Genomic DNA, 23913 nt, shown 5'->3' on the forward strand with positions numbered 1-23913 from the left:
GCTCCCTGCTCCCTGCTCCCTGCTCCCTGCTCCCTGCTCCCTGCTCCCTGCTCCCCTGGCCCCTGGCCCCTGGCCCCTGGCCCCTGGCCCCTGGCCCCTGGCCCCTGGCCCCTGGCCCCTGGCCCCTGGTCCCTGGTCCCTGGTCCCTGGTCCCTGGTCCCTGGTCCCTGGTCCCTGGTCCCTGGTCCCTGGTCCCTGGTCCCTGGTCCCTGGTCCCCGGTCCCCGGTCCCCGGTCCCCGGTCCCCACCCCTCACAACGACCGCCGCGGTGGCACCAGCAGGTTGCCGAACAGCAGGCCTGCGACCAGGGTGATAAGGATCGACAGCAGGGTGAAGCCGGTGTCGAGGCTGAGGAAGATGTCGCGCTCGAAGGCGTGGGTGAGGCTGCGGAAGCCGACGCTGCCGGGCACCAGGAGGATGATGCCGGGCAGGCGGATCAGGGCGCCGGGACGTCGCCAGAGCCGGGCGTAGAGGTTGCCGGCGGCGCAGGCCACCAGGGCGGCGATGAACACGCCCGCGCCATTGCCGATGCTGCTGCCGAACCAGCGGGTCAGCAGGTAGCTGCCGATCGCCGCGGCCATGACCAGCGGAAAATCCCGCCAGGCCGCGCGGAAGCTGACCGCGAACCCGAATGCGGCGCCGGCCAGTGCCGGCCACAGCACCCAGCCCGGCACCGCCGCCACGTCGCTGGCCGCCGTGGTCCAGCCCATCAGGTGGCAGACCTGGGTGCCGGCGACCACGCCGAAGGTCAGCTTGAGCAGGACCGCGAACGCGCCGGCGAACCGGGCGACGCCGGAGACCAGGTGCTGGGTCGCCAACTCGTTGATCGCCGTGGTCAATGCCAGGCCGGGCAGCAGCACGATCAGGCTGGACAGCACCACGGTCTGCACGGACAGCGGCTGGACCAGCTCGCTGACCCCGTAGGCCAGGACCGTGGCGACCAGCGCGCACACCGCCTCGGTGGACGGCGCCAGGTTGGGGCGCCGCGCACAGGCCTCCGCCACCACGCCCACCACCAGGCTGATGGCGCCGGCGGCCAGCACGTCCGCCCAGCCGCGCGCGAGCAGGACCGCCAGTGCCGCGCCGATCAGGCCGTAGGCGGCCAGCACCAGGCGACCGTCCATGCCGGACATCGCCTCGATCTCCAGCAGGCGGGCATACCCGTCGTCGACATCCAATGCCCCGGCAAGCACGCTTTCGACCACGGCATCGGCCAGGGTCAGTCGCTTGAGGTCCAGGCCGCCCGGTTCCAGCCGAACCACGCGGGTGACCTCCTCGAGCACGGTCTCCGGGCCACCCTGCTCCCGGAACGAGAACAGCAGGGAGGTCGGGTTGGAATTGATGTTGCAGACCAGACCGATGGTGTCGGCGACCTGGCTGACCGCATTCTCCAGGCGCGGCGCTGGGGTTCCGTAGCGATGCAGGCTGCGCGCCATTTCCACGATGAAGCGCACGCGGCGCACCATATCGGCCTGGCGGGCGCTCAGGCCGGGCTCGCCGCGTCCGGCGGATGGCCGGCGCGGCGCAGGGGACCAGCCGGGCAGCCAGGGCTTCATGGCCGGGCGACCGGTGCCGGCGCCCGGCGCAGGCGGCCGGCCCCGGCCGCCTGCAAGGCGCGACCCCGAGCGGGACCGACCCGCCCCGTGCCGCGCGCGGCGATGGCCGCGCCGGGGCGGATGAGATAGCGTGCCGCGGTCATGGTCATCGGTCTCGGCGAGGCCCTGTCGCTCGGTTGCGCGCTGGCGTGGGCGGTGGGCGTCATTATCTACAAACGGCTGGGCGAGCACCTGCCGCCGCTGCGCCTGTGCCTGCTCAAGAACCTGATCGTACTCGCCCTGTCCGCGCTGACCGTGGCGCTGCTGGCCTCGCCCCTGGCGTCGTGGCTGGGTCTGACGCCGCTGACCTGGCCGCGGTTGTCGCCGCAGGTGCTGGTCACCGTGCTGGCCAGCGGCGTGATCGGCATCGCCGTCGCCGACACGCTGTACCTCAAGGCGCTCAACACCCTGGGTGCGGGTCGCATGGGCGTGGTCGGCAACCTGTACAGCCCGTTCGTCATTGCGCTGTCCTTCGTGTTCCTTGGCGAACGCCTGGGGTTCTGGCAGGTGGCCGGCTTCGTCCTGGTCATGGCCGGCGTGCTGCTGGTCAACACGCCGGATCGCCTGTCAACGCTGACCCCGGCCCAGGTCCGGCGCGGCGTGGCGACCGGCGCGCTGTCGGTGGCGCTGATGGCCGTCGCCATCGTCATGGTCAAGCGCGTGCTGGAAACCGAGCCGTTCTGGTGGATCGTCCTGCTGCGCGTGCTGGGCGCCGTGCTCGGCCTGCTGGCCCTGGTCGCGATCTCGCCCACCCTGCGCAGGCAGGCGGCAGGCGGCGGCGCGCCAACCCGCTGGGCGGTGCTGTTGGTCGCCGCCCTGGTCGGGCAATACCTGTCGATGGCGATGTGGCTGGGCGGTTACAAGTACACCGATGCCTCGGTGGCCTCGATCCTCAACGAGACCGCGTCGATCTTCATCGTCGTGTTCGCCGCCATGTTCCTGGGCGAGGCGCTCAGCCGCCGGCGCGTGCTTGGCGTGCTGGTCACGCTTGCCGGGGTGGTGCTGATGGTCCGGTGAGCATGCCAACCCCCTGACCGTCAGGTCGTGGGCTCCCACCGAGGGACGCCGCAGCCGGAGCGACGGAAGTCCTTGTCTGGTGGCGAACCGCAACGCCGGCCCGTCGGTCGAGGACGGCGAGTCGTCGAGGGCAGCCTGCTGGCTTCGGCCGTTCGGGGCGGCTTGCCGAGGGAGCAGCACCTGGATTCGACGCGCCGACAGCACGACAGGCGCCGGAAGGACGATGTGAAGGCGCAGCCATCGTGCCGCGTCGCGCTCCGGACAACGCATTCGCAACCAGGAGGCTTGCTCAGCCCCGGGGTTCGGCAGCGCGCTCGGCGGTGGTCAGGGCGACCTTGTCGCGCAGGTAGGCTGGCTCGATCCGGCCTGGATCCCGGTTCAGCGCAGCGCCCAGGTGCAAGGCGATTGCGCCGATCGCGACCGCCCCCGCACTTCCGAGGCCGAGTACCTCAAGGGGTTCGCCCAGGCGGGTACGCAACGAAGCGGAATGCGCCGGCCAGCCGGAGCCCGCTACCCGCCAGCCCTGTTGCGCTGGGCCAGCGTCGACCTCCTCGGGTCGGCACAGAAGTTCGCCGCCGTGAAGGGCGATACCGCCGCTGGCATCGGCGCGGTACCACGCGGCATAGACCTCGCCCATCCGGGCATCGAGCACGGCCAGGACCGGGAGGTCACCGTTCCGACCCGGCCAGGCCAGCCCGGCCAGGCTGGAGACCGGCCGCAGCGGCACCTGCCAGGCCAGGGCCAGACCCTGCGCCACCGACAGGCCCAGCCGAATGCCGGTGAAGGCACCCGGGCCGATCGCGACTGCGACGGCCTCGAGTCCGGTGTGCGCAACCGACGCATGAGACAGCAGGTGCTCGATGCAGGGCAGCAGCCGCCTGGACTGCTCCCGAGGCTCGCCCAGCTGTGTCTGGCCCAGCACCTGCCCTTCGCGGAGCAGGGCCACGGAGCTGTGTTCTCCCCCGGTTTCGATCGCCAGAACCACGCCCATCCGTCTCGCCTCCCGCATTGCTGGCAACGCCAGGCGGCGCCGGGCAGGTTCGCAAGCGTGCCACAACGGCCGAGGGTGGCGGCGATGCCGGGCGCTTGCCGAGGGCCGCAGCTGGGCGAGTGCGGCCGGAGACGGCGACGAGGGGCGGCATCCGGTGCGTCCCGGCGTCGGTGTGCCGATGTCGCAGCCGGACCGGACGCGTCTGCCAGGGCGGGGCGAAGGACCGCGGCGGTTCGCAATCCCACAAACAAAACGGGGCGGGGATTTCTCCCCGCCCCGAAGGACACTCGATGTCAGCTAAGCGTCAGCGGGCGTCGCCCACATTCGCCACCGACCCGCGGATCTCGCCACCGACGTTCGAGATCGCACCGGCCGTGATCGACACCGTGTCGATGCCGATGTAGTCGGACGCCGTGCCCGACGGTCCACCATTCTCCACGTAGTAGCGGAACGCCACGCGGCCCTGGCCGGACGTGGGCAGCCCGTCCACCGTGGTCAGCGTGAACTGCGTCCACGCAGTCGGGAAGCCACCGGCGGTCTGGGTCGGGTTGATCTCCAGGAGCATGGTGGTGAACCCGCCTACGCCCGCCGCACCGGCACCGAGATCGGTGCACGGCGCCGTGGTGCACAGCCGAACCTGCATGCGGTCCGGGAAGCTCTCATCGGTGACGCGGCGGGTCCAGAAGCTGACCGAAGAGGCGTTGTTGAAGGTCAGCAGCGGCGACACCAGCCAGTTGCTGATGGTGTTGGCACCGCCAACGCTGTTGAAGTTCACGCCGATGTATTCGGTCGGGCCACCCTGGTGGGCGGGGAAGACGCCGCCGTTGCCCTGGAACCAGGACGCGGTACCCGCGGGCACCGAGTTGTTCTGGATGATCCAGCCATCACCCGGCAGGGTGGTGATGTCCTCGAAGCCCTCGTCCAGGGTCACCGACGGCGAGGGAATCGTGATCGGATTGCCCAGGCGGTTGTAGGCGTAGCTGACGATGGTCAGCGGGAAGCCAGTCGGGCCGGTGCTCTGGATCCGGGCGTAGCCGTAGTTGACCGCGCTGGTCGTCGGGTTCACGAAGCGGAAGCCCAGGTAGCCATCGGCTCCGGCACGCCAGCGGATCGCATTCGCCGCACCCAGCGCGGTGCCGAAGGTCGAGGCGGCATCGATCGTGTCGCCCGGCACCAGGATGCGGTACTCGGTGCCGTCGACCACGCCGCCACGGGTGGCGGTGCCCGGCCAGAAGAACGCCACGTTGCCGCCGGACAGCCACACGTTGAAGTCATACGGCGTGGTGTCGCAGGCGCAGGTGTCGCCGGTCGACCACTGGATCGAGCCGCCGACCGCTGTGGCGGGCGGAGCGAAGTTGACGTTGTCGAACACCACGATCTCCGGCGGCTCGCCGCCAGACTCGACGGTGAACACCACCGGCACCGACACCAGCGGGGTAGCCGCGTCGTTGCTGGTCACGCACAGGTTGGCGTTGTAGGTGCCGGCGGTGAGGCTGGCCGGGTTCATGCTGACGGTGACCGGGCTGCTGGCACCACCAGCGGTGGCACCCGCGGTCGGGGACACGCTCAGCCACGGCACGTCAGCCGGGTTGTCGCAGGGCAGGCCGGGGCCGCCGCTGGTGGTACCGGTGGCGCGCACCATCCAGTTGCCGGCCAGCGAGGGCGCCAAAGTATCGATCACACCCATGGTCGGCATCGGCAGTACCGGCGGATTGGCAGGCACGGCGCCGAAGCCTGCCCAGGAGCGACCCTGGCTGGCGGTCTGGTCGATGGACGCCGGGAACTGGCTCGCCTGATCCATGCCGGAGCGGTTGACCACGCCGACAAGAATATCTCCCGGGCCATTGATGGTCGTCCCGGCAGGCAGATTGACGGTGTTGAACACGTCCAGCGCGGTGATCGCGTTGCCGGTGACGCCGGCCACGAAGGTCGCACCATTGGCCGGGTTGCCATCGGCGTCGCTGTAGATGTAGACGTCGAAGTTGCTCCCCACCGGCACCGCATCGGCGGTACGGAACAGGATCTGCACCTGGTTCAGCGTGATCGGGAAGTCACCCGGTGTCGGGGTGAAGCGATTGAACCACAGGAACTGTGCGCCACCGGTAAGGCCGATGCCGTTCTCAGCCGACCCGTCGTCGACTTGCAGGGTGATCGGCGAGCCGCCGGCGGGAACCGCGCCATTGGTGCCCTTTTCGCCATCCAGCGACAGCACGATGCTGTTGGCCGGCGCCTCGGCGATGCTCCAGTTCAGGGTGCCGCCGCCGACGTTGCCGATGCTCAGCGGTGCCGTCACCGTTGCGCCGCCGGCATCGCCGGTCGCCGCCACGCTGGCCGGGGTCACCTGGATCTGCGGCGAACCGGCGCCACCCTCGCCACGGATGGCGACGGTGATGTGCTGCTGCGGCGAGCGGGCCCCGGTCTCGGTCAGGTTGACCTCGCCGAAGGCGACCGCAGCGGTCAGGTTGGTGGTCGGGGTCGCGGTGATGGTCAGGACCTGGGTCTCGACGGCCGCCGGCTGATCGAAGCCGTTGAAGAACACGGTATCGACCGGACGGATGCCGGCGCCGGTGAAGCTGAAGCTGCTCGGCGCAACAGTGATGTCGAAGCCCGGGGTGATGTTGGCACCGGCCGCGGTCCAGCTGCTGGCACCCGGCAGGGTGTTGCGCACGGTACGGGTCCAGGAGCAGCTCGGCGTGCAGTTCATGTTGCGCACGGCCGCGATGTTCAGGGTCTTGACGTCGCCCGCGAGTGCCGGGTTGGCGGCCAGGTAGTTGGCGGTGGTCTCGTGCATGACCAGGCCGGCACGGGCCGCCTTGGTCAGGTCGACGCGGCCGCTGCCGACGTCATCCCAGTCCCAGTCGCTCAGGATGTTGTCCTTACGACCCGCCTTCACGGCGGTCATCATCAGCGCCGACTTGATCTCGGCATCGGTCCAGGTCGGCTGCACCTGCTTGATCAGCAGGGCCGAGCCGGCCGCATGCGGACCGGACATCGAGGTGCCGCTGATCGAGGCGTAGCCCGCCGCACCGACGTAGGCGGCGTAGATGCTGACGCCCGGCGCGGTGATGTCCGGCTTGGTCAGGTCGGCCAGCGGCGCCGGGGTCGGGCCGCGCAGGCTGAAGCCCGCCAGCACGTCGCCATTGACGACGTCGGTATTGATGGTCGCCGTGGTCGGGTTGGCGGTCACGAAGTCGCGCAGGGCATTGCCCGGCGCCTGCTCGATCGAGTAGGCCGGGACGTTCGGCTGGCCGGCGGTGTTCATGCTGAACGCGGCAGCCTGGTTGTTGCGGATGATGACCAGGGCCGCGCCGGCGTTGAACGCGTTGGTGATCTTGGTGGTGAACGGGCAGGTACCACGGCTGATCAGCGCGGCGGCGCCGTTGAAGAAGCCGGCCGGGAACGGCGTCAGGTCGCCGGGCGCGCCATCGGCACCGGCGGTGCAGCCTTCGAAGGCCTCGGGCTGGCCGGTGAAGCGACGGATCGGCAGGTTGGTGGCGCTGGATGCGTTCGGCGACTCGCTGCCCTTGCTGGCGGCGATGTTCTGGGTGTTGCCCGGGGGCGTGCCCGGACCGCTGGCCGAGACCAGCATGCTGGACTGCGCATCATGGGTCGATGCGGCGACGCTCAGAACCCACGGGCCGCGGTGGTTCACCTGGCCGATCGGGTTTGGCACAGCGGCGCTGGTGTTGCCGGCCGAAGCCGCAACGAACACGCCGGCGTCGACCAGATCGAGCTTGCGGCGGTCGTTGTCGGTCCAGGGGCTGGTGCCGCCGGAGATCGAGAAGTTCATGACATCGGCGTCGCCATGCAGCAGCACGCTGTTCATGCCCGCCTGGATGTCGGCACCCGGGCAGTTGGTGCCGGGGCAGGTCTTGTAGGAGCGGATCTTCGCGCAGGGCGCGACACCCGAGATGTAGGTGAAGCCCGGCGGCAGGACCGGCGCCGGGGTGGCGGCGGCAGTCACAACGTTGCCGGCGACGGTGCTGGCGGTGTGCGAACCGTGGCCGTTTGTGTCGGTCGGGTTGCCGCCGTTGCACAGGCCGGTGCCGTCGGTGCTGGAGCAGTCCAGGTTGGACAGGACCTTCGGATTGCTGGCGCTGAATCCGCAGGCGGCGTCGTTGGCGAAGGACGGGTGGGTCACCGAGACCAGGCCGCTGTCCAGGATCGCCGCGACCATGCCATTGCCGCGGGCGTTCGCACCGGAGGGCACGTTGCTGCCGTCCCAGATGCCGCCGGCGCCGATGAAGGTCGGGCCGTTGAAGGTGTCGAGCTGCTGCGGCACGTCGATCTCGACGCGGGCGACGCCGGGAAGGCCACGCAGGGCCTCTGCCTCGTCGGCGCTCAGGCGCGCCGCGACACCGCTGTGGGTGGCGAGGTAGTGGTGGGTGAACTCGATGCTGCGGCCGGCGGCGCGCTCCAGGTCGGCCTTGCGCTCGGCCTGGATGGCCATCAGCTCACTCATGTAGGCCTGGGTGTTGGGCTCGCGCGGATTGAACTTGTCGCCGCTGATGCCACGCAGGTCGCGTTGGAATTCGACGAGACCCGGCTCGACGAACTCGATCAGCCACGTCTGGAGGGCCGGGTTGGCCTGCAGCTGCGCGTGCGCAGTGCCGACGGTAATCGCCCCTCCACCAAGGCCGACGCCCATCGCGGCGGCCAACAAACTACCTCGCAGGAAATTGCGCATCTGACTTGTCCCTCGACTTGATCTGGAACGCACGAACGCCCGAAACACGGACGACAGGGCCTGCCCGGGGCTGGTACCCCTTCGCGGCCAGCACGTCTTATAACACCAACTGAATCACAAGGTGTGTTGCTGCGATGCAGCAAGTTCTGGTTCAGGCTGGCCTGTCGAGCGCTCTGGACCTTTGAGCCACGTCAGGACAGGCCTTCGACGAGCCGCCTCGTAGAGCCGGTAGGCTGTCGATGCGCCAGACCGGGCGAATGGCGGGACGAAACGAAACGGGGCCTACCCCGCCAGGGCGCGCCTGCGCGTGGCTGGCGCGGCTCCCTGCTCCCTAGCTCCCTGCTCCCCGCTCCCGGACCATAGGCTCAGACCCGACCCCAAGCAGATCGCGGGCCGCGCTACTCGCCGATGTTGATCATCTTGTCCTGGCGGCGGCCCAGTTCCACCAGCCTCGCGCTGGTCGCCGGGTCCAGAAGCCAGCCGTCGTCCAGCCCGGTGGCTGGCGGAGGGGGCGGCCAGTCGGCGCGATCAAGCGCCTGCCAGTGACCGACCAGGTGGTTTCGCACCGCCTCGCGGCCGGCGAGCGGCCCTATGTAGTCGAACTCGGCCAGGCGGGTGCGCATCGCCGCAACGTCCGCCGGCACCGGCGCCGGCCAGGCGTCCAGCAGCGAAGCCAGGCTGTGCCAGGCGAAGCGGCGGCTGGACGGATAGATGTCGGCCATCGCCTCGAGCAGGAAGGGCACCAGGAACGCCCGGTCGCGGCCGCTGACGCCGTCGGGCAGCCGACCCGCCTGGAAGGCGAGCACCGCCTTCTGCACGGGATCGCCGGCAAGGATCGCCGCCGCCTCGGCGCTGCCGGGATCCAGGCCGTCCGCGCGGCCGGGCAGGCTGGCCACAGGGCGGCCGGCCCAGGCCGCCAGCGTGTCCGCGGCCCACTGCGCCGACTGCTCCAGGTGGCAGTTGAGACAGGCGTTGGGGCGGCCGGCGGCGGCATCGCGGGCGGCGTCGGGCACCTCGATGCGGTGGCTGCGATGGATGGTCATCACGCCGTACTTCACCTGTGGCATGTGACATCCATAGCAGAGCGAGCCTTCGCCGTCGGGTGCATGGCGGGTGTGCTCGGCCAGCGCCGCCTCCGGCCGGTACTCACGATGGCAGTCCAGGCAGGGCGCGTTGCCGCGGTTGCGATCGGTGATCTGTCCGGCCGGATCGCCGCCGTGAACGGTGTGGCAATCGATGCAGGACAGCTGGGCCTGCTGGTGGCAGGCCGACAGCAGCAGGCCCTGATACTCGTAGGCGCTCAACCGGGGGGTGCCGTCGCCCCAGAAGCGCAGGGCGAACAGGTCCTCCTGGCCGGCCACCGGCGCCCGGGTGTGCTTCCAGACCGCATCGACATGCGCATGCAGGTCCTGTCCGGCGCGATAGGTGGGACCGGTCTCCACCCAGGTCCGCACCAGGTGCGGCTTGGGAGTGCGCTGGCCATGGCACTGGCCGCAGACCTCGGTGGCGCGCACCGGGTCGATGTTGTCCGGGTTGACGATGCTGGCGTCGCGGCCGCGGTTGGCGCGCATCGCCAGCCGGGTGAAGGCGCTGCCGGCCCGTTCGACGTGTTCGCTGCCCGGGCCGTGGCAGGTCTCGCAGGAGATGCCCAGCTCGGCGACCTTCGAGTCGAAGCGGCTGTCGGTGCCGACGTTGACCGGTTCGCCGGCGGCGGCGCGCCGGCGCATTTCGTCGTAGTTGCTGATGTTGGGCTGCGGCCCGGTGTTGTGGCAGAAGATGCAGTTCTGGTTCCAGATCGCGACGTTGGCGTTGAAGTCCTGGTCGTCCGGCCCGAGGAAGGCGGCGTTCATGTGCACCCAGCGCTGCTCGCCGGCATGCCACAGGTAGTGCAGCCGGACGTGGGTCTCGTCCTCCGACAGGCGGCTGAGGTACTGCTGGTAGCGGTGCGAGCCGACCGTGCGGACGATCCGCTGGCTGCCCAGCGATTCGCCGGTGTCGAGGTCCTCGTAGTCGAACCAGAACGCGCCGTCGCGGGTCACCGGCCGCACCCGCACGCCCCAGTAGTCCAGGGCCTGGCCATCGAAGCGGCCCTGCACGGTCTCGGCGGTGGCCTCTTGGGTCATGGTCCGGTGATAGGTGGCGTACCAGGTCTCATGACGGTCGCCATGGCAATCCTGGCAGGCCGCAGAGCCGGTGAAGTGCGCTGTGGCGGGATCGAACGGCGCATTGAGCGCCCGACGCTCGACGAACAGTGCGGCAAGGAGTATCAGCAGCCCGGCCGCGACCAGCAGGCCCAGTGCAGGCAGCAGCCAGCGGGCCCGCGGCAGCGCCGCCGGCGCCGGGTCCACCGGTGCCGGCGCTGCGGGGCGCGGACCGCGTCGCTTGCCTGCCATGGCCGGTCTACTCGGGCTTGCCGTAGGCCCGCTCGCCGGCCTCGATGCGCAGGTCCAGGCGGTTCTCCGGCGGCGGCAAAGGGCAGGTGGCGAAGGCCGTGTAGGCGCACGGCGGGTTGTAGGCGCGGTTGAAGTCCAGCGCCACCCGGCCCTGGTCGTCGGGCAGTGCGGTGTACAGGTAGCGTCCGGCGCCGTAGGTGGCCCGTCCGCTGGTGCGGTCGGCGAAGATCAGGAACAGCTGCTCCGAGCCCTCCTCGCGCAGCGTCTCGATGCGATGGCTGCGGCCGCCGTGCTCGAAGACCAGGGCGCCGGGATTGGCCATCGGCTCGATGGTGTCGATCACGGTCGCGATGTCCAGGGTGCGGCCGGGGGGATGGGCCTGCCATCGCGCCTCCAGGCGCCAGTCCGGATCGGGCGGATACCAGGTCAGCCCGGCATGGCCAGCCTTCGCCGCCGCGTCCGCATGCCAAATGCGCAGGCCGGTGCGCGTGCCGCGCTCGATCAGGGCCATGCGCACCGGGCCATGGCGCAGGCGGGTCTGCGGGCGTTCCGGGCTGGCGCCGCGGTCGCTGGTCATGGCGACCGGGCCGGTCACAGTCGCACCGTCGACCTCGGCCTGCACACCCTCGGCAAGCGCAAGCGTCCACTCGCCGGCGGCATCGCGCGACAGCGTGCCCAGCACGGGCGGCAGATCCTCGACGACCAGGTCGGCACCGATGGCGCCCAGCACCACCGGCCTGCCATCCAGCCAGTGCAGGCCGATCAGGTTCAGCCAACCGGTCGGCGCCGCGAGCCCGGCCGCGCGTTGTGCGCGCCAGCCGTCAAGCTCGGCACGCCAGTCCGCCGCCGACAGCGGCGCGCCCGGAGCGGCCACGAGGCAGGCGGCGATGTACGCCAACGAAATTCGCAGACGGGTGTTCATGGCAGCGAGTGTAGCCGCCAGCCGGCGCCCGGTGCGTGCGCGGCTCAGCGCCCGCGCAGGAACAGCCGGTCGAGATCGGCGACCGGCAGTTCCACCCAGGTCGGGCGGCCATGATTGCACTGGCCGGAGCGCTCGGTGGCTTCCATGTCGCGCAGCAAGGCATTCATCTCGGCCACGGTGAGCGCGCGGTTTGCGCGCACCGAGCCATGGCAGGCCATGGTCGACAGCAGTTCGTTGCGCGCCTCCTCGCCGATCCGGCTGCTGCCGTGCTCGGCCAGGTCGGACAGTACGCGCACCGCCAGGTCGGCGACATCGCCGCCGGCCAGCAGGGTCGGCACGCCCAGCACCCGGGCCTGCCCGGGGCCGCTCGCGACGATGTCGAAACCCAGGCTGGCAAGCGTCTCGGCATGCTCGTCGAGCGCCGCCAGGGCACGCGGGCCGGGTTCGATGGCGACCGGCACCAGCAGGCGCTGGCCAATCACGGCGCGGGCGTCGTGCTGGTGCTTGAGGCGCTCGTAGGTGATGCGCTCGTGGGCGGCGTGCATGTCGACCAGGACCAGGCCGCGGCTGTTCTGGGCAAGCACATAGATGCCATGGAGCTGGGCCAGCGCATAGCCCAGCGGTGGCGGCTCGCCCTCTGCGGCCTGGAGCGGGAGAGGCGCGCGGTCGGAGGACCCGTAGAGGCTGGCCCAGGCCGGCAGCACTTCGGCCACCTGCAGTCCGAGACCACCCTGGCGGCCCGGGTTCCAGGCGGCGCCGCTCGCCGCGGCGGCCGCACCCGGCCAGGCCAGCGCAGCCGCGGGCGCGGCGGTCGCGGCCTGCCCGGCACGGGTGCCGGCCAGGGCTTCGTGCAGGCTCCGGAACAGCACGTCGTGGACCAGGCGACTGTCGCGGAAGCGCACCTCGGCCTTGGCCGGATGGACGTTGACGTCCACCGCCGCGGGATCGAGTTCCAGGAACAGGACGTAGGCCGGATGGCGGCCGTGATGCAGGACGTCGGCATAGGCCTGGCGCACGGCATGCGCAACCACGCGGTCCCGCACCGGCCGGCCGTTGACGTAGAAGTACTGCAGGTCGGCCTGGCCGCGGGCACTGGCCGGGGCGCCGAGCAGGCCGTGCAGCCGCATGCCCGCCACAGCGACGTCGACCTGGACGGCGGCCTCGACGAAGCCGGCATCGAGCAGGGCGTCCAGGCGTTGCGCGTCGAAGGGTGTCGCGGCCGGCTTCAGGATGAGCGTGGCACGGCCGTTGTGGGTCAGCCGGAACGCCACCCCGGGACGGCCCAGGGCCACCGTGCGCAGCCAGTGCTCGACGTGGCCGAACTCGGTGCGCTCGGTGCGCAGGAACTTGCGGCGCGCCGGGACGTTGAAAAACAGATCGCGGACTTCGACCGTGGTGCCCGGCGGGTGGGCCGCCGGCGCCGGCGCGCCAATGCGGCCGTGCTCGGCCTCGATCCGCCAGCCGTGTTCATCGCCTGCCGTTCGGGACACCAGGGCGAAGCGCGAGACCGAGGCGATCGAGGGCAGCGCCTCGCCCCGGAATCCGAGGCTGCCGACCCGCAGCAGGTCGTCCAGGGTGGCGATCTTGCTGGTCGCGTGCCGGGTCAGCGCCAGTGCGAGCTCGTCGGAACCGATGCCGGCGCCATTGTCGCGCACACGCACCAGGCGGCTGCCGCCGGCCTCGAGGTCGACATCGATGCGATCGGCGCCGGCGTCGAGCGCGTTGTCCAGCAGTTCCCGGACCACGGCGGCAGGCCGCTCCACGACCTCGCCGGCGGCGATCTGGTTGATCAGGGGGTCGGGCAGGACGCGGATGGCCATCGGCTGGGGCGTTGCTGGCACGCGACTTTAGCCCAGTTGATGGATGAGACCGCTACTGCGGCCGTCGAACTACGCGCCACGGCGCGCAGTTCGATGGCCTCGCAACGCGTGCTCACCCAACATCCGGGCGAGCAGGCAGCCAGAGCCCGGCTGCGTCGCCACTGGCTGGACCCATGCCTCAAGAATTGTCGTCATGCCCTTGTTTTTTATAGACGGGCACGTCGATCTCTGCGGTCGGTCCGGGTCAGCCGGCCGCGCGCCTGGGCTATGATTGGGCCCATGACCGCAGCCACACCCCCCCGAAATCCCCTGGCCGAGCGCTTCCGGGGCTTCCTGCCGGTGGTGGTGGATGTCGAGACCGGCGGCTTCGATCCCGGCCGCCATGCCCTGCTGGAAATCGCGGTGCAACCGCTGGCGATGACCGAAGACGGCATCCTGGTACCCGGGGAGATCACCAGCACCCATGTGATTCCGCATGAGGGCGGCGAACTGGATCCGCGCTCGCTTGCCGTCAACGGCATCGACCCGCACCACCCCCTGCGCGCCGCGCGCCAGGAACGGGCCGCGCTGGATTTCGTTTTCAAGCCGATCCGGGTGGCCATCCAGGCCGCCGGCTGCCAGCGCGCCATCCTGGTCGGCCACAACGCCCATTTCGACCTGGCGTTCCTGAACGCTGCGGTGCGCAGGACCGGCCACAAGCGCAATCCGTTCCATGCCTTCACCGTGTTCGACACCGCCACCCTGTCCGGGCTGGCCTATGGCCAGACCGTGCTCAGCCGCGCCCTGCAGGCTGCCGGCCTGGACTGGGACAGCACCGAGGCGCATTCGGCCCGTTACGATGCCGAGCGCACGTCCGCCCTGTTCTGCGGCATCGTCAACCGCTTCCGGGCCCTGGGCGGCTGGCTGCAGCCGGGCCGCGCCGACGCCGCCTGAGCGCAAGACACCTTGCCTGGATGATTCATGGCACCGCTGCAGCGGCCGCCGATCTTTTCGACGATCTCGCGACGCGTCCCCGAGCTGCATCCGGGCTGGCGGAACGCCAGCGACGCGCCCGGACCGGCTTGACCCGGCCCCACCCGGCCCCCACCCTGTCGGCATGCCGATCTACGAGTACCGCTGCGAACAGCCCGACTGTGGACAGCAGGGCCAGCGCTTCGAGAAGCTGCAGCGCCTGTCCGACCCGGACGCACCCTGCCCGGCCTGCGGCCACCCGGCCGTGCGTCTGCTGTCGGCGCCGAGCGTGACCATGGGCCAGGCACACACGCTCAAGGAAAAGCATTTCAGCGAGCGTGGCTTCACCCAGTACAAGCGCCTGGGCAAGGGCGTCTACGAGAAGACTGCCGGCAAGGGGCCGGCGATCATCTCCGACCCCGGGGATTGAGGCGGCCGGGCCGCAGCCGCTAAGGTGACCGGCCCGCATCCCCCACCCGGACCTGCCATGAATCCCAGCCTCCGCGTCCTGCTGGCCGCGGCCTGCGCCGCCGCGCTGACCGCCTGTTCCAATCCCGCCGCGCCCCCGGCCGGCACCGATGCTCCGCGCGCTTCCGAAACCCCGATGAGCTATCCGAGCAGCCGTACCGTCGAGCACGCCGACTCCTACCACGGCGAGTCCGTGGCCGATCCGTACCGCTGGCTGGAGGACATCGACTCGGCCGACACCCTGGCCTGGATCGAGGCGCAGAACACGATCACCTCGGCGCACCTGGAGGCGATCGACGGGCGCGACCGGCTCAACGCACGCCTCACCGCGCTCTGGAACTACGAGCGCTTCGGCGTGCCCGAGCGCAGCGGTGACCGCTACTTCTACACCTGGAACGACGGCCTGGCCAACCAGCCACGGCTGATGGTGCAGGACGGCCTGGACGGCGAGCCGCGGGTGCTGCTCGACCCCAACGCCCTGTCGGCCGATGGCACCATCGCCCTGACCGGTGCCGAAATCAGTCGCGACGGCCGCTACCTGGCCTGGGGCACCTCCTCGGGTGGCTCCGACTGGCAGGAATACCGGATCCGCGACATCGACAGCGGCGAGGACCTGCCCGACCTGGTGCGCTGGGTGAAGTTCAGCCAGCCGGTCTGGGCCGCCGACGGCTCCGGCTTCTGGTATGGCCGGTACGACGCGCCGGAGGGCGAGCATGCCCTCAAGGCGGTCAACAAGTTCCAGAAGCTGTACTTCCATCGGCTCGGCACCGGCCAGGACGAAGACGCCCTGGTCTACGAGCGCCAGGACCAGCCCGACTGGGGCTTCGCACCCGCCCGGTCCGACGACGGGCGCTTCCTGGTGATCGCCGTGTGGCGGGGCACCGAGGAACGCAACCTGGTGCTGGTCAAGCCGCTGGACCGCCCGGACGCGCCGGTCGTCGAACTGATCGGCGAGTTCGAGCACGCCTACGATTTCGTGGGCAATGAGGGCGACACCCTGTTCTTCCGCACCGACCACGGCGCGGCGAGGCAGCGGCTTGTCGCGATCGACCTGGCCCGCCCGGAGCCGGCGAACTGGCGTGAGCTGGTCGCCGAATCCGACGCCACCCTGCGGGCGGTCAGCCGGGTGGGCGACCGCTTCGTCGCCCAGTACCTGCGCGATGCGGCCAGTGAGGTCCGCCTGTTCGGACTCGACGGCAGCCCTGCTGGCGACGTCTCCCTGCCCGGCCTGGGCAGCGCAGGCGGCTTCCCGCGCAGCACCGATGGCAACGAGACCTTCTTCTCCTTCAGCAGCTTCAGCCAGCCGGGCGCCATCTACCGGCTCGACGTCGCGACCGGCCAGGTGTCGCCGTTCCGGGCCCCGGCGCTGGCCTTCGATCCCGCCGAGTACGAGACGCGCCAGGAGTTCTTCCAGAGCAAGGACGGCACCCGGGTGCCGATGTTCGTGGTCAGTCGTCGCGGCCTGCCGGCGGGGCCACGTCCGACCTTCCTGTACGGCTATGGCGGCTTCAACATCCCGTTGACGCCGGCGTTCACCCCTTACACGCTGGCCTGGCTGGAAATGGGCGGCATTTATGCCTCTGTCAACCTGCGCGGCGGCGGCGAGTACGGCCGCGACTGGCACGAGGCAGGCATCAAGCGCAACCGCCAGAACGTCTTCGACGACATGGCGGCGGCGGCCGAACACCTGATCGCCGGCGGCGTCACCGCGCCGCAACACCTGGTCATCCACGGCCGCTCCAACGGCGGCCTGCTGGCCGCGGCCGTGGCCATGCAGCGCCCGGAGCTGTTCGCCGCCTCGGTGCCCGGGGTCGGCGTGCTGGACATGCTGCGCTTCCGCGAGTTCACCATCGGCTGGGCCTGGGAAAGCGACTACGGCTCGGTCCTGGATGCCGACGAGTACCGCGCGCTGCGCGCGTACTCGCCGCTGCACAACCTGCGCGAGGGGGTCGACTACCCGGCCTTCCTGATCACCACCGGCGACCACGACGACCGCGTCTACCCCGCGCACAGCTTCAAGTTCGCCGCGGCCCTGCAGGCGGTCGCGCCGCCGCGCCCGGCGCTGATCCGCATCGACGTGCGCGCCGGCCATGGCGCCGGCAAGCCGACCGACAAGCAGATCGCCGAGTGGACCGACATCCTGGCGTTCGCGGCGCACCACACCGGCCTGGACCTGCCGGCGGCGCCGGTCCCCGAGTAGCACCGGCCCGCCAGTCGCGGCGCCGGCCTGAACGGCCGGCAACGACAGCCGGCCGCCGGTTGAGGGCGGCGGCTGCGCTTCGCGTTTCGGGGAGTACATCCACATGGAGTACTTCCCGCATGACCCCCAAGCCCCGCCTCGACCTGTACCGCGGCATCCACAAGGCCCTGCGCAAGGTGTTCGCCGACACCCTGGTCGGCGTTGGCGCCCTCGATGTCGAGGACGAGGCCGCGCTCGCCGCCGATCTCGATGCCGTGGAGGCGCTGCTGACCCTCTGCCGCCGGCATCTCGAGCACGAGAACGCCTTCATCCACGCCGCCCTGCTGCGGCGCCGGCCGGTCGTGGCCCTGGCGACCGCGGAAGACCATGACCACCATATCCTGCAGATCGACCGGCTGGCCGCGCAGGTGCAGCGCCTGCGCGTGACCGGCCCGGCCGCCCGTCCGCCGCTTGCCGACCGGCTGTACGACGAACTGGCGGATTTCGTGCAGGACAACCTCGCCCACATGCGCGTCGAGGAACGCGACAACAACGCCGCACTTTGGGCCCTGTACAGCGATGTGGAGCTGGCCGACCTGCACCGGGACCTGGTTGCCTCGATCCCGCCGCAGGAGATGATCGAGGTGCTGCGCCTGATGCTGCCCGCCTTCAACCCCGGCGAGCGGCACGCGCTGCTTGCCGACCTCCAGGCCACCCTGCCGCCGCCCGTGTTCGAGGCCCTGGTCGGCAGCCTCACCGGCTGCCTGGCACCCCAGCCGTGGCAGCGGTTGCTGGCCCGCCTCGCCGATCCGGCCGCCGCCCGGGCGGCCTGAAGGCGCCCCGGACGCGACTGTCCCGGCTTCTGACCTTTCCAGGCCAGCGCTCCTGCTCCGAGTCCCGAGTCCCGAGTCCCGAGTCCCGAGTCCCGAGTCCCGAGTCCCGAGTCCCGAGTCCCGAGTCCCGAGTCCCGAGTCCCGAGTCCCGAGCCCCGAGTCCCGAGCCCCGAATCCCGAATCCCGAATCCCGAATCCCGAATCCCGAATCCCGAATCCCGGGTCCCGGGTCCCGGCTCTCGACGAGTGATCAGCCGCGCTGGCGGCGGGCCTCGAACAGGCAGATGCCGGCGGCCACCGAGACATTGAGACTCTCCATCGCGGCATCGATGGGGATGCGCACCAGGAAATCGCAGTGTTCGCGGGTCAGTCTGCGCATGCCCTCGCCCTCGGCACCGAGCACCAGAGCCAGGGGGCCGGTCAGATCGCGCTGGTAGAGGGACTGCTCGGCCTCGCCCGCCAGTCCGACGATCCACACGCCGTCGCGGCGAAGCTGTTCCATGGCCCTGGCGAGATTGGTGACGCGCACCAGCGGCACCGACTCGGCGCCGCCGGCCGCGGCCTTGCGCGCAGCAGCGTTCAGCGGCGCGCTGCGGTCCTTGGGCAGGACCACGGCCGTGGCACCGGCGGCCGCGGCCGAGCGCAGGCAGGCGCCCAGGTTGTGCGGATCGGTGACACCGTCGAGCACCAGCAGCAGCGCCTGCGCCCCGGCTGCCGCGACCAGGTCCGGCAGATCGCGCTCATCGACGGCGGCAGGTGTGCGGACGTTGGCCAGCACATCCTGGTGGCGCAGTCCGGCGGCAAGGCGCTCCAGGGTGGACCGCGGTGCGCGCTGCACGGCGATGCCGGCGGCGCGCGCCTGGGCGGCGATCTCGTCCAGGCGCGGGTTGCGCGCCTCGCGGGCCAACATCAGTTCCAGGACCGCCGCCGGATCCCTGTCCAGCAGCGCGGCGACGGCATGGATGCCGCCGATCCAGTCGCTGCCGCTCACGACTTCGCCTTGCGCGCCCGCGTCGCCACCACCGGACCGGTGTCCTCGACCAGCCGGAAGTCGATCTTGCGGTCCTCGAGACTGGCGCGCAGCACCAGCACCTTGACCCGGTCGCCCAGCCGGAAACCGAGCCGCCGGCGCTCGCCGGTCATCATCTTGCGCACCGGATCGAAGTGGTAGTAGTCATTGGGCAGCTGGGTGACGTGCACCAGGCCGGTGACCCGGGATTCGTCCAGCTCCACGAACAGGCCGAAGCTGGTCACGCCGCTGATCGTGCCCTCGAAGGTGCTGCCGACGTGCTTCTCCATCCAGGCGCACTTGTAGCGCTCGTCGACGTCGCGTTCGGCCTCCTCGGCGCGGCGCGCGTTTTCCGAGCAGTGCGTCGAGAGGGTGGCGATGTCGTGCGCCGCGTAGTGGTAGTCGGTGGCCTTGCCGCCGGCCAGGGCGTGCCGGATCGCCCGGTGCACCAGCAGGTCGGCGTAGCGCCTGATCGGCGAGGTGAAGTGCGCGTAGGCGTCCAGCGCCAGGCCGAAATGCCCGATGTTCTGAGGCTGGTACACGGCCAGGCTCATCGAGCGCAACAGCACCGACTCCAACAGCGTGGCATCGGCGCGCTTGCGGACCTTCTTGAGCAGGTTGGCGTAGTCCAGCGGGGTGACCGTCGCGTGTGCCGGCAGCGAAAGGCCGAACTCGACCAGAAACTCGCTGAGCTCGGCGAACTTGCCCTCCGGCGGCCGGTCGTGCACGCGGTACGGGGCCGGCACCTTCTTCTTCAGCAGGAACTTCGCGGCCTGCACGTTGGCCGCGATCATGCATTCCTCGATCAGCTTGTGGGCGTCGTTGCGCTCGTAGGCGCCCATCGACACGACCTCGCCGGACGGCGCCAGCCGGAAGCTGACCTCGGTCGATTCGAAATCCAGCGCGCCTCGCGCCGTCCGACGCTTCGCGAACAGCCGGTACAGCCGGAACAGCTGCCGCACCGGGCCCAGCATCGGACCGAGCCGTTCGATCGCGGCCGGATCCTTCTCGCCGACCGCCTGCCAGACCTGGGTATAGGTGAGCCGTGCGTGGGAACGCATGACACCGGGGTAGAAGCGCGACTTGGTCACCTCGCCGTCGCCGTCGACCACCATCTCGCAGACCATGCACAGCCGCTCGACCTCGGGACGCAACGAGCAGATGCCGTTGGACAGGGTCTCCGGGAGCATCGGCACCACGTAGCCGGGGAAGTACACCGAGGTCGCCCGGTTGCGTGCCTCCTCGTCGAGCGGCGATCCCGGCCGGACATAGTGGGAGACGTCGGCGATCGCCACGATCAGGATGTAGCCATCCCGGTGCGGCTCGCAGTAGACGGCGTCGTCGAAGTCCTTGGCGTCCTCGCCGTCGATGGTGACCAGAGGCAGCTGGCGCAGGTCGACGCGACCCTCGTGGTCGGTGGCCAGCACCAGCTGCGGGGTGTCGGCGGCCTCGCACAACACCTCGGCGGGCCATTCGTCGGGGATGCCGTGGCTGTGGATCGCGGTCTGCACCACCAGGGAGGCGGTCAGGCGGTCGCCCAGGACGGCCACCACGCGCCCCATCGGCGGCCGCCAGCCGGTCGGCTGCTCGGTGATCTCGCAGACCACCAGCTGGCCGTTCCGGGCCTCGCCGCGGGCATCGGCGGGGATCACCACCTCCATGTGGATGCGGGTGTCGTCCGGCGCCACCGTGCCGATGCCGGCCTTTTCGCTGTAGGTGCCGACCAGGCGTGCCGCGCGGCGATCGAGGATCTCGACGATGACGCCTTCCGGGCGGCCCCGGCGGTCCAGGCCGGTGACCGAGACCATGGCCCGGTCGCCGTGCAGCACGCGCCGCATCTGCGCCGGTGGCAGGAACACGTCGTCGCCGCCGGCATCCGGCCTGAGGAAGCCGAACCCGTCTTCCTTGCCCAGCACCCGGCCGGCGATCAGTTGCAGGCGGTCGGCGACGCCGTAGCCGCCGCGCCGGTTCATGTGCAACTGGCCATCGCGCAGCATCGCCGCCAGGCGCTTGCCCAGGGCGTCGAAGCGTTCCGGATCGGTCAGCCCCAGGCCGGCAGCGATGTCGTCGGCCTGCATCAGCCGACCCTGCGCGCCGAGAAAGGTCAGGATCGCCTCGCGACTGGGGATCGGGTTCTCGTAACGCCGTTGCTCTCGCTCGGCGTACGGATCGGCGACCGCGGAAGACGCAGGACGCGTGGCCGCTGCGCCGCGGCGCGCGGCCTTGGCCGCGGAACCGCCGCGACCTGCTTCCGGAAACACCGGGGGCAACCATGGTGCCTTTGCCGACCCCGACGCAGCCGGGGTCCGCTTCTTCGTCGCCGCGCCGCCAGGGGCAGTTCCCTTGGCCGTCCTGCCGCCTGCGCCGCGCGCACCCGGGCCTGCCTTCGGGGCGCCCTTGCCGGACGCGGTCCGTGTCCCGGCCTTTCCGGCAGGCCCGCCGGACTTGCCTGCCGAACTGCCGGTGCCCCTGCCGCGACTGCCGCCGCTCTTGCTCTTGCTGGTTCTTGTCATGGCGCAATGGTACCCCGGCGTCCCCGACCACGGCCCGATCGACGCACGCGCCGGGGCGTCTGGCCCCACCGACATTGACAAGGCCTGCGCGACTGCCTAAAGTTGCGCCCCCTGCGCCCTGCCGGGCGCTCGGCACCTGCCCAGGTGGCGGAATTGGTAGACGCACTAGTTTCAGGTACTAGCGGGTAAAACCGTGGAGGTTCGAGTCCTCTCCTGGGCACCATGACACACCGTCGGCCTGCTGCCGATGATGCGACCAACCCCGCCGCTGGCGGGGTTTTTCGTTTCGGGGCGATAGCGTCCCGACAGCGCCAACCGGCATCATGACGCCCTGCCGGCTCCGTATCCGATCTGCGCCCGCGAGCCCGCGTGGAGGACAGCTGCCAACGTGGAAGCCCTGGACCAGGCCAACCTGATCCTGCTGGCCGGCGCCGCCCTGGTGCTGGCCGGCATCGCCTCGAGCCTGCTGGCCCGCAGGTTCGGCGCGCCTCTGCTGCTGGTGTTCCTGGGCCTGGGCATGCTGCTCGGCGAGGACGGCCCGGGCGGCATCGCCTTCGCCAACTACCAGGCGACCTTTCTGGTCGGTTCGCTGGCGCTGTCGGTGATTCTGTTCGACGGTGGACTGCGCACCCGACTGTCCGAGGTCGCCGGCGTCCTGGCGCCCGCGGCGACCCTGGCCACCGTCGGCGTGGTTGTCACCGCCGGCCTCACCGGACTTGCCGCGATCCCTCTGCTGGGACTGTCCCCCGCAGAAGGTCTGCTGCTGGGCGCGATCGTCGCATCCACCGACGCCGCCGCGGTGTTCTTCCTGCTGCGGGCGGGCGGGCTGCACCTGCGCAAGCGGGTCGGTGCGACCCTCGAGGTCGAATCGGGCAGCAACGACCCGGTTGCGGTGTTCCTCACCCTGGCCCTGACCGCCTGGATCGCCAGCGAGGGCGCGACCAGCGCCTCCGGGTTTCTGGTCAACCTGGTCCGGCAGGCGGGCCTGGGCACGGTCCTGGGACTGGCAGGCGGCTGGCTCCTGGCCCATGCGCTCAATCGTCTGGACCTGCCGGGGGGGCTGCATCCGCTGCTCGCCCTGGCTGGCGCCGTGACCGTGTTCGCGCTGACCGCGATCCTCGGCGGCAGTGGCTTCCTGGCCGTCTACCTGGCCGGCCTGGTGGTCGGCAACCGCCCGGTGCGCGCTTATGCCAGCGTGGTGGCGGTGCAGGACGCGGTGACCTGGCTGGCGCAGCTGCTGATGTTCCTGGTGCTGGGCCTGCTGGTGACCCCCAGCCGTCTGCTTGACTCCCTGCTGCCCGGGCTGGCGCTGGCGGCCTTTCTGATGGTCGTCGCGCGGCCGCTGGCGGTGGCCCTGTGCCTGCTGCCCTACCGGTACAGCAAGCGCGAAACCGCCTACATCTCCTGGGTCGGGCTGCGCGGGGCGGTGGGCATCTTCCTCGCCTCCATCCCGATGCTCGTGCAGTTGCCCGGCGCCGAGCTGTACTTCAACGTCGCGTTCGTGGTCGTGCTCAGCTCGCTGCTGGTTCAGGGCTGGAGCCTGGGCTGGCTGGCCGGACGCCTCGACGTGGCCCTGCCCCGCCGCGACCCGCCGTTCCGGCGCGTCGAACTGGACCTGCCCGGCCAGCTCGAGCAGGAGATGGTGGGCTACCGGGTTGCCCCCGGCAGCGCGGTGCTGCGTGGCGCGCCGGTCCCCGCGTGGGCGCGGCCAAGCATGGTGGTGCGCGGCGGCCAGGTGCTGGAACCGGGCCCCGCCTTGCCGCTGCAGGCCGAGGACTATGCCTACTATCTGGCGCCCCCGGGCAGCGTGAGCCGCCTGGACTGGCTGTTCGCCGCCCCCGAGGACGCCCGCGCCGCCGCCCACGAACTGATCGGCGTGACCAGCGTGCGTGGCAGCCTGCACCTGCGCACGCTGGGCCGGCATTTTCACGTCGAGATACCCGGGCACCTCGCCGAACTCAGCCTCGCCGAGCTGTTCGCCGCCCACTTCGACGATGCACCGCATATCGGCGACCGCATCGAGGTCGGCATCGCCACGCTCGTGGTCCAGGCGATGGAGGACGAGCGGGTCGGCCGGGTCGGGCTGCTCCTGGGTCCACCCGGCGAGCTGCGGCTGGGACTGCCGCCGGGCATGCGCGGCCGAAAGGCCCGCAGGCGCGACAGCGGTACGCCACCGACCGGCGCATGATCGGGGGGCGGCTGCGCCCTTGGCGGCACCCTGCAGACGCAACCCGACCCGACCGACGCGGGACCTGCCCGCGCCGCGCTGGAGCGACGCGTGGCGGCCCGGCCCGCTATCATTGGCCGGCACGTGGTGGGAGAAGCGGGGCGACCCGCTGCCGAAGGCGCAAACGCCCGCAATCGCTCAGGCCCAGGTACCAGCACGCGCGGCAAAGACTCTGGAGAGACCGGTTGACCGGCGCCGAAGGGGCACGGGGCCCACGCCCCCAAACTCTCAGGCAAAAGGACAGAGGGGCGAGCAGGGCTTTCGAGTGGCGCAAGCCACGAGCCTGCGAGCGCCGACGCGCATGCAAG

General features: G+C 70.9%; 14 protein-coding genes, 1 tRNA gene and 1 riboswitch. Of the genes, 7 read left to right on the forward strand and 8 right to left on the reverse strand.

The genetic code is table 11. The annotated features are described in order from the left end of the window. Positions 1–251: 251 nt before the first annotated feature. Positions 252–1466 carry a threonine/serine exporter family protein gene (locus KF823_06155; protein ID MBX3725485.1) on the reverse strand — a complete coding sequence of 405 codons (1215 nt, stop codon included), beginning with the start codon at positions 1464–1466 and terminating at the stop codon, positions 252–254. Between the two features lie 231 nt (positions 1467–1697). Here KF823_06155 and KF823_06160 point away from each other — a divergent pair, with 231 nt between their 5' ends. Next, positions 1698–2612, forward strand: a complete 915-nt coding sequence (locus tag KF823_06160; GenBank protein MBX3725486.1) for a DMT family transporter — start codon at positions 1698–1700, stop codon at positions 2610–2612. Between the two features lie 289 nt (positions 2613–2901). Here KF823_06160 and tsaB read toward each other — a convergent pair whose 3' ends face one another. From tsaB to mutL, 5 genes are all read right to left on the reverse strand, one after another. After that, positions 2902–3558 carry a tRNA (adenosine(37)-N6)-threonylcarbamoyltransferase complex dimerization subunit type 1 TsaB gene (tsaB, locus tag KF823_06165; GenBank protein ID MBX3725487.1) on the reverse strand — a complete coding sequence of 219 codons (657 nt, stop codon included), beginning with the start codon at positions 3556–3558 and terminating at the stop codon, positions 2902–2904. A gap of 349 nt (positions 3559–3907) precedes the next feature. Beyond that, the gene (locus KF823_06170; GenBank protein ID MBX3725488.1) at positions 3908–8290 is read right to left on the reverse strand and encodes a choice-of-anchor J domain-containing protein; all 4383 of its coding nucleotides are present in this window, start codon (positions 8288–8290) and stop codon (positions 3908–3910) included. Positions 8291–8688: 398 nt separating this feature from the next. Beyond that, positions 8689–10683: a hypothetical protein gene (locus KF823_06175; protein MBX3725489.1), complete on the reverse strand. Its 1995-nt coding sequence runs from the start codon at positions 10681–10683 to the stop codon at positions 8689–8691. A gap of 7 nt (positions 10684–10690) precedes the next feature. After that, positions 10691–11605, reverse strand: coding sequence for a DUF1684 domain-containing protein (locus KF823_06180; protein MBX3725490.1), 915 nt, complete (start codon positions 11603–11605; stop codon positions 10691–10693). A 44-nt stretch (positions 11606–11649) separates the two neighbouring features. Beyond that, positions 11650–13425, reverse strand: coding sequence for a DNA mismatch repair endonuclease MutL (gene mutL / locus KF823_06185; GenBank protein MBX3725491.1), 1776 nt, complete (start codon positions 13423–13425; stop codon positions 11650–11652). A gap of 267 nt (positions 13426–13692) precedes the next feature. Here mutL and rnt point away from each other — a divergent pair, with 267 nt between their 5' ends. The 4 genes from rnt (at position 13693) to KF823_06205 (ending at position 17856) form a co-directional block, all read left to right on the forward strand. After that, a complete protein-coding gene (gene rnt / locus KF823_06190; GenBank protein MBX3725492.1) occupies positions 13693–14358 on the forward strand; it encodes a ribonuclease T in 666 nt (221 codons plus the stop codon). A 163-nt stretch (positions 14359–14521) separates the two neighbouring features. Continuing rightward, positions 14522–14806 carry a zinc ribbon domain-containing protein gene (locus KF823_06195; protein ID MBX3725493.1) on the forward strand — a complete coding sequence of 95 codons (285 nt, stop codon included), beginning with the start codon at positions 14522–14524 and terminating at the stop codon, positions 14804–14806. Between the two features lie 57 nt (positions 14807–14863). Continuing rightward, positions 14864–17044 (forward strand): S9 family peptidase, encoded by a 2181-nt coding sequence (locus KF823_06200; GenBank protein ID MBX3725494.1) that lies wholly within the window; start codon positions 14864–14866, stop codon positions 17042–17044. A 119-nt stretch (positions 17045–17163) separates the two neighbouring features. Continuing rightward, entirely contained in the window at positions 17164–17856 is a 693-nt protein-coding gene (locus KF823_06205) for a hemerythrin domain-containing protein (GenBank protein ID MBX3725495.1), read from the forward strand. 250 nt (positions 17857–18106) lie between these two features. Here the strand turns inward: KF823_06205 and rlmB are convergent, their stop codons facing one another. Together rlmB and rnr are read right to left on the reverse strand one after the other, a co-directional pair. Further along, positions 18107–18847 (reverse strand): 23S rRNA (guanosine(2251)-2'-O)-methyltransferase RlmB, encoded by a 741-nt coding sequence (gene rlmB, locus KF823_06210; protein MBX3725496.1) that lies wholly within the window; start codon positions 18845–18847, stop codon positions 18107–18109. Then, entirely contained in the window at positions 18844–21378 is a 2535-nt protein-coding gene (gene rnr / locus KF823_06215; protein ID MBX3725497.1) for a ribonuclease R, read from the reverse strand. The genes rlmB and rnr overlap by 4 nt, the downstream gene beginning before the upstream one ends. 138 nt (positions 21379–21516) lie before the next feature. On the opposite strand from rnr, the gene KF823_06220 reads away from it, so the two are divergent. Continuing rightward, positions 21517–21601, forward strand: a tRNA-Leu gene (locus KF823_06220). 165 nt (positions 21602–21766) lie between these two features. After that, the gene (locus KF823_06225; GenBank protein ID MBX3725498.1) at positions 21767–23566 is read left to right on the forward strand and encodes a potassium/proton antiporter; all 1800 of its coding nucleotides are present in this window, start codon (positions 21767–21769) and stop codon (positions 23564–23566) included. Between the two features lie 201 nt (positions 23567–23767). After that, a riboswitch (glycine riboswitch) is annotated at positions 23768–23859 on the forward strand. Positions 23860–23913: the final 54 nt, after the last annotated feature.

This window comes from Lysobacterales bacterium (genome assembly GCA_019634735.1).
In the GTDB taxonomy this organism is placed as follows: domain Bacteria; phylum Pseudomonadota; class Gammaproteobacteria; order Xanthomonadales; family UBA2363; genus Pseudofulvimonas.

Coding starts and splice junctions, on each gene's coding strand:
- KF823_06175 (MBX3725489.1), bottom strand. CDS start 10,683: ATGGCAGGCAAGCGACGCGGTCCGCGCCCCGCAGCGCCGGCACCGGTG.
- KF823_06205 (MBX3725495.1), top strand. CDS start 17,164: ATGACCCCCAAGCCCCGCCTCGACCTGTACCGCGGCATCCACAAGGCC.
- KF823_06180 (MBX3725490.1), bottom strand. CDS start 11,605: ATGAACACCCGTCTGCGAATTTCGTTGGCGTACATCGCCGCCTGCCTC.
- KF823_06160 (MBX3725486.1), top strand. CDS start 1,698: ATGGTCATCGGTCTCGGCGAGGCCCTGTCGCTCGGTTGCGCGCTGGCG.
- KF823_06200 (MBX3725494.1), top strand. CDS start 14,864: ATGAATCCCAGCCTCCGCGTCCTGCTGGCCGCGGCCTGCGCCGCCGCG.
- rnr (MBX3725497.1), bottom strand. CDS start 21,378: ATGACAAGAACCAGCAAGAGCAAGAGCGGCGGCAGTCGCGGCAGGGGC.
- mutL (MBX3725491.1), bottom strand. CDS start 13,425: ATGGCCATCCGCGTCCTGCCCGACCCCCTGATCAACCAGATCGCCGCC.
- KF823_06195 (MBX3725493.1), top strand. CDS start 14,522: ATGCCGATCTACGAGTACCGCTGCGAACAGCCCGACTGTGGACAGCAG.
- KF823_06170 (MBX3725488.1), bottom strand. CDS start 8,290: ATGCGCAATTTCCTGCGAGGTAGTTTGTTGGCCGCCGCGATGGGCGTC.
- KF823_06155 (MBX3725485.1), bottom strand. CDS start 1,466: ATGGTGCGCCGCGTGCGCTTCATCGTGGAAATGGCGCGCAGCCTGCAT.
- rnt (MBX3725492.1), top strand. CDS start 13,693: ATGATTGGGCCCATGACCGCAGCCACACCCCCCCGAAATCCCCTGGCC.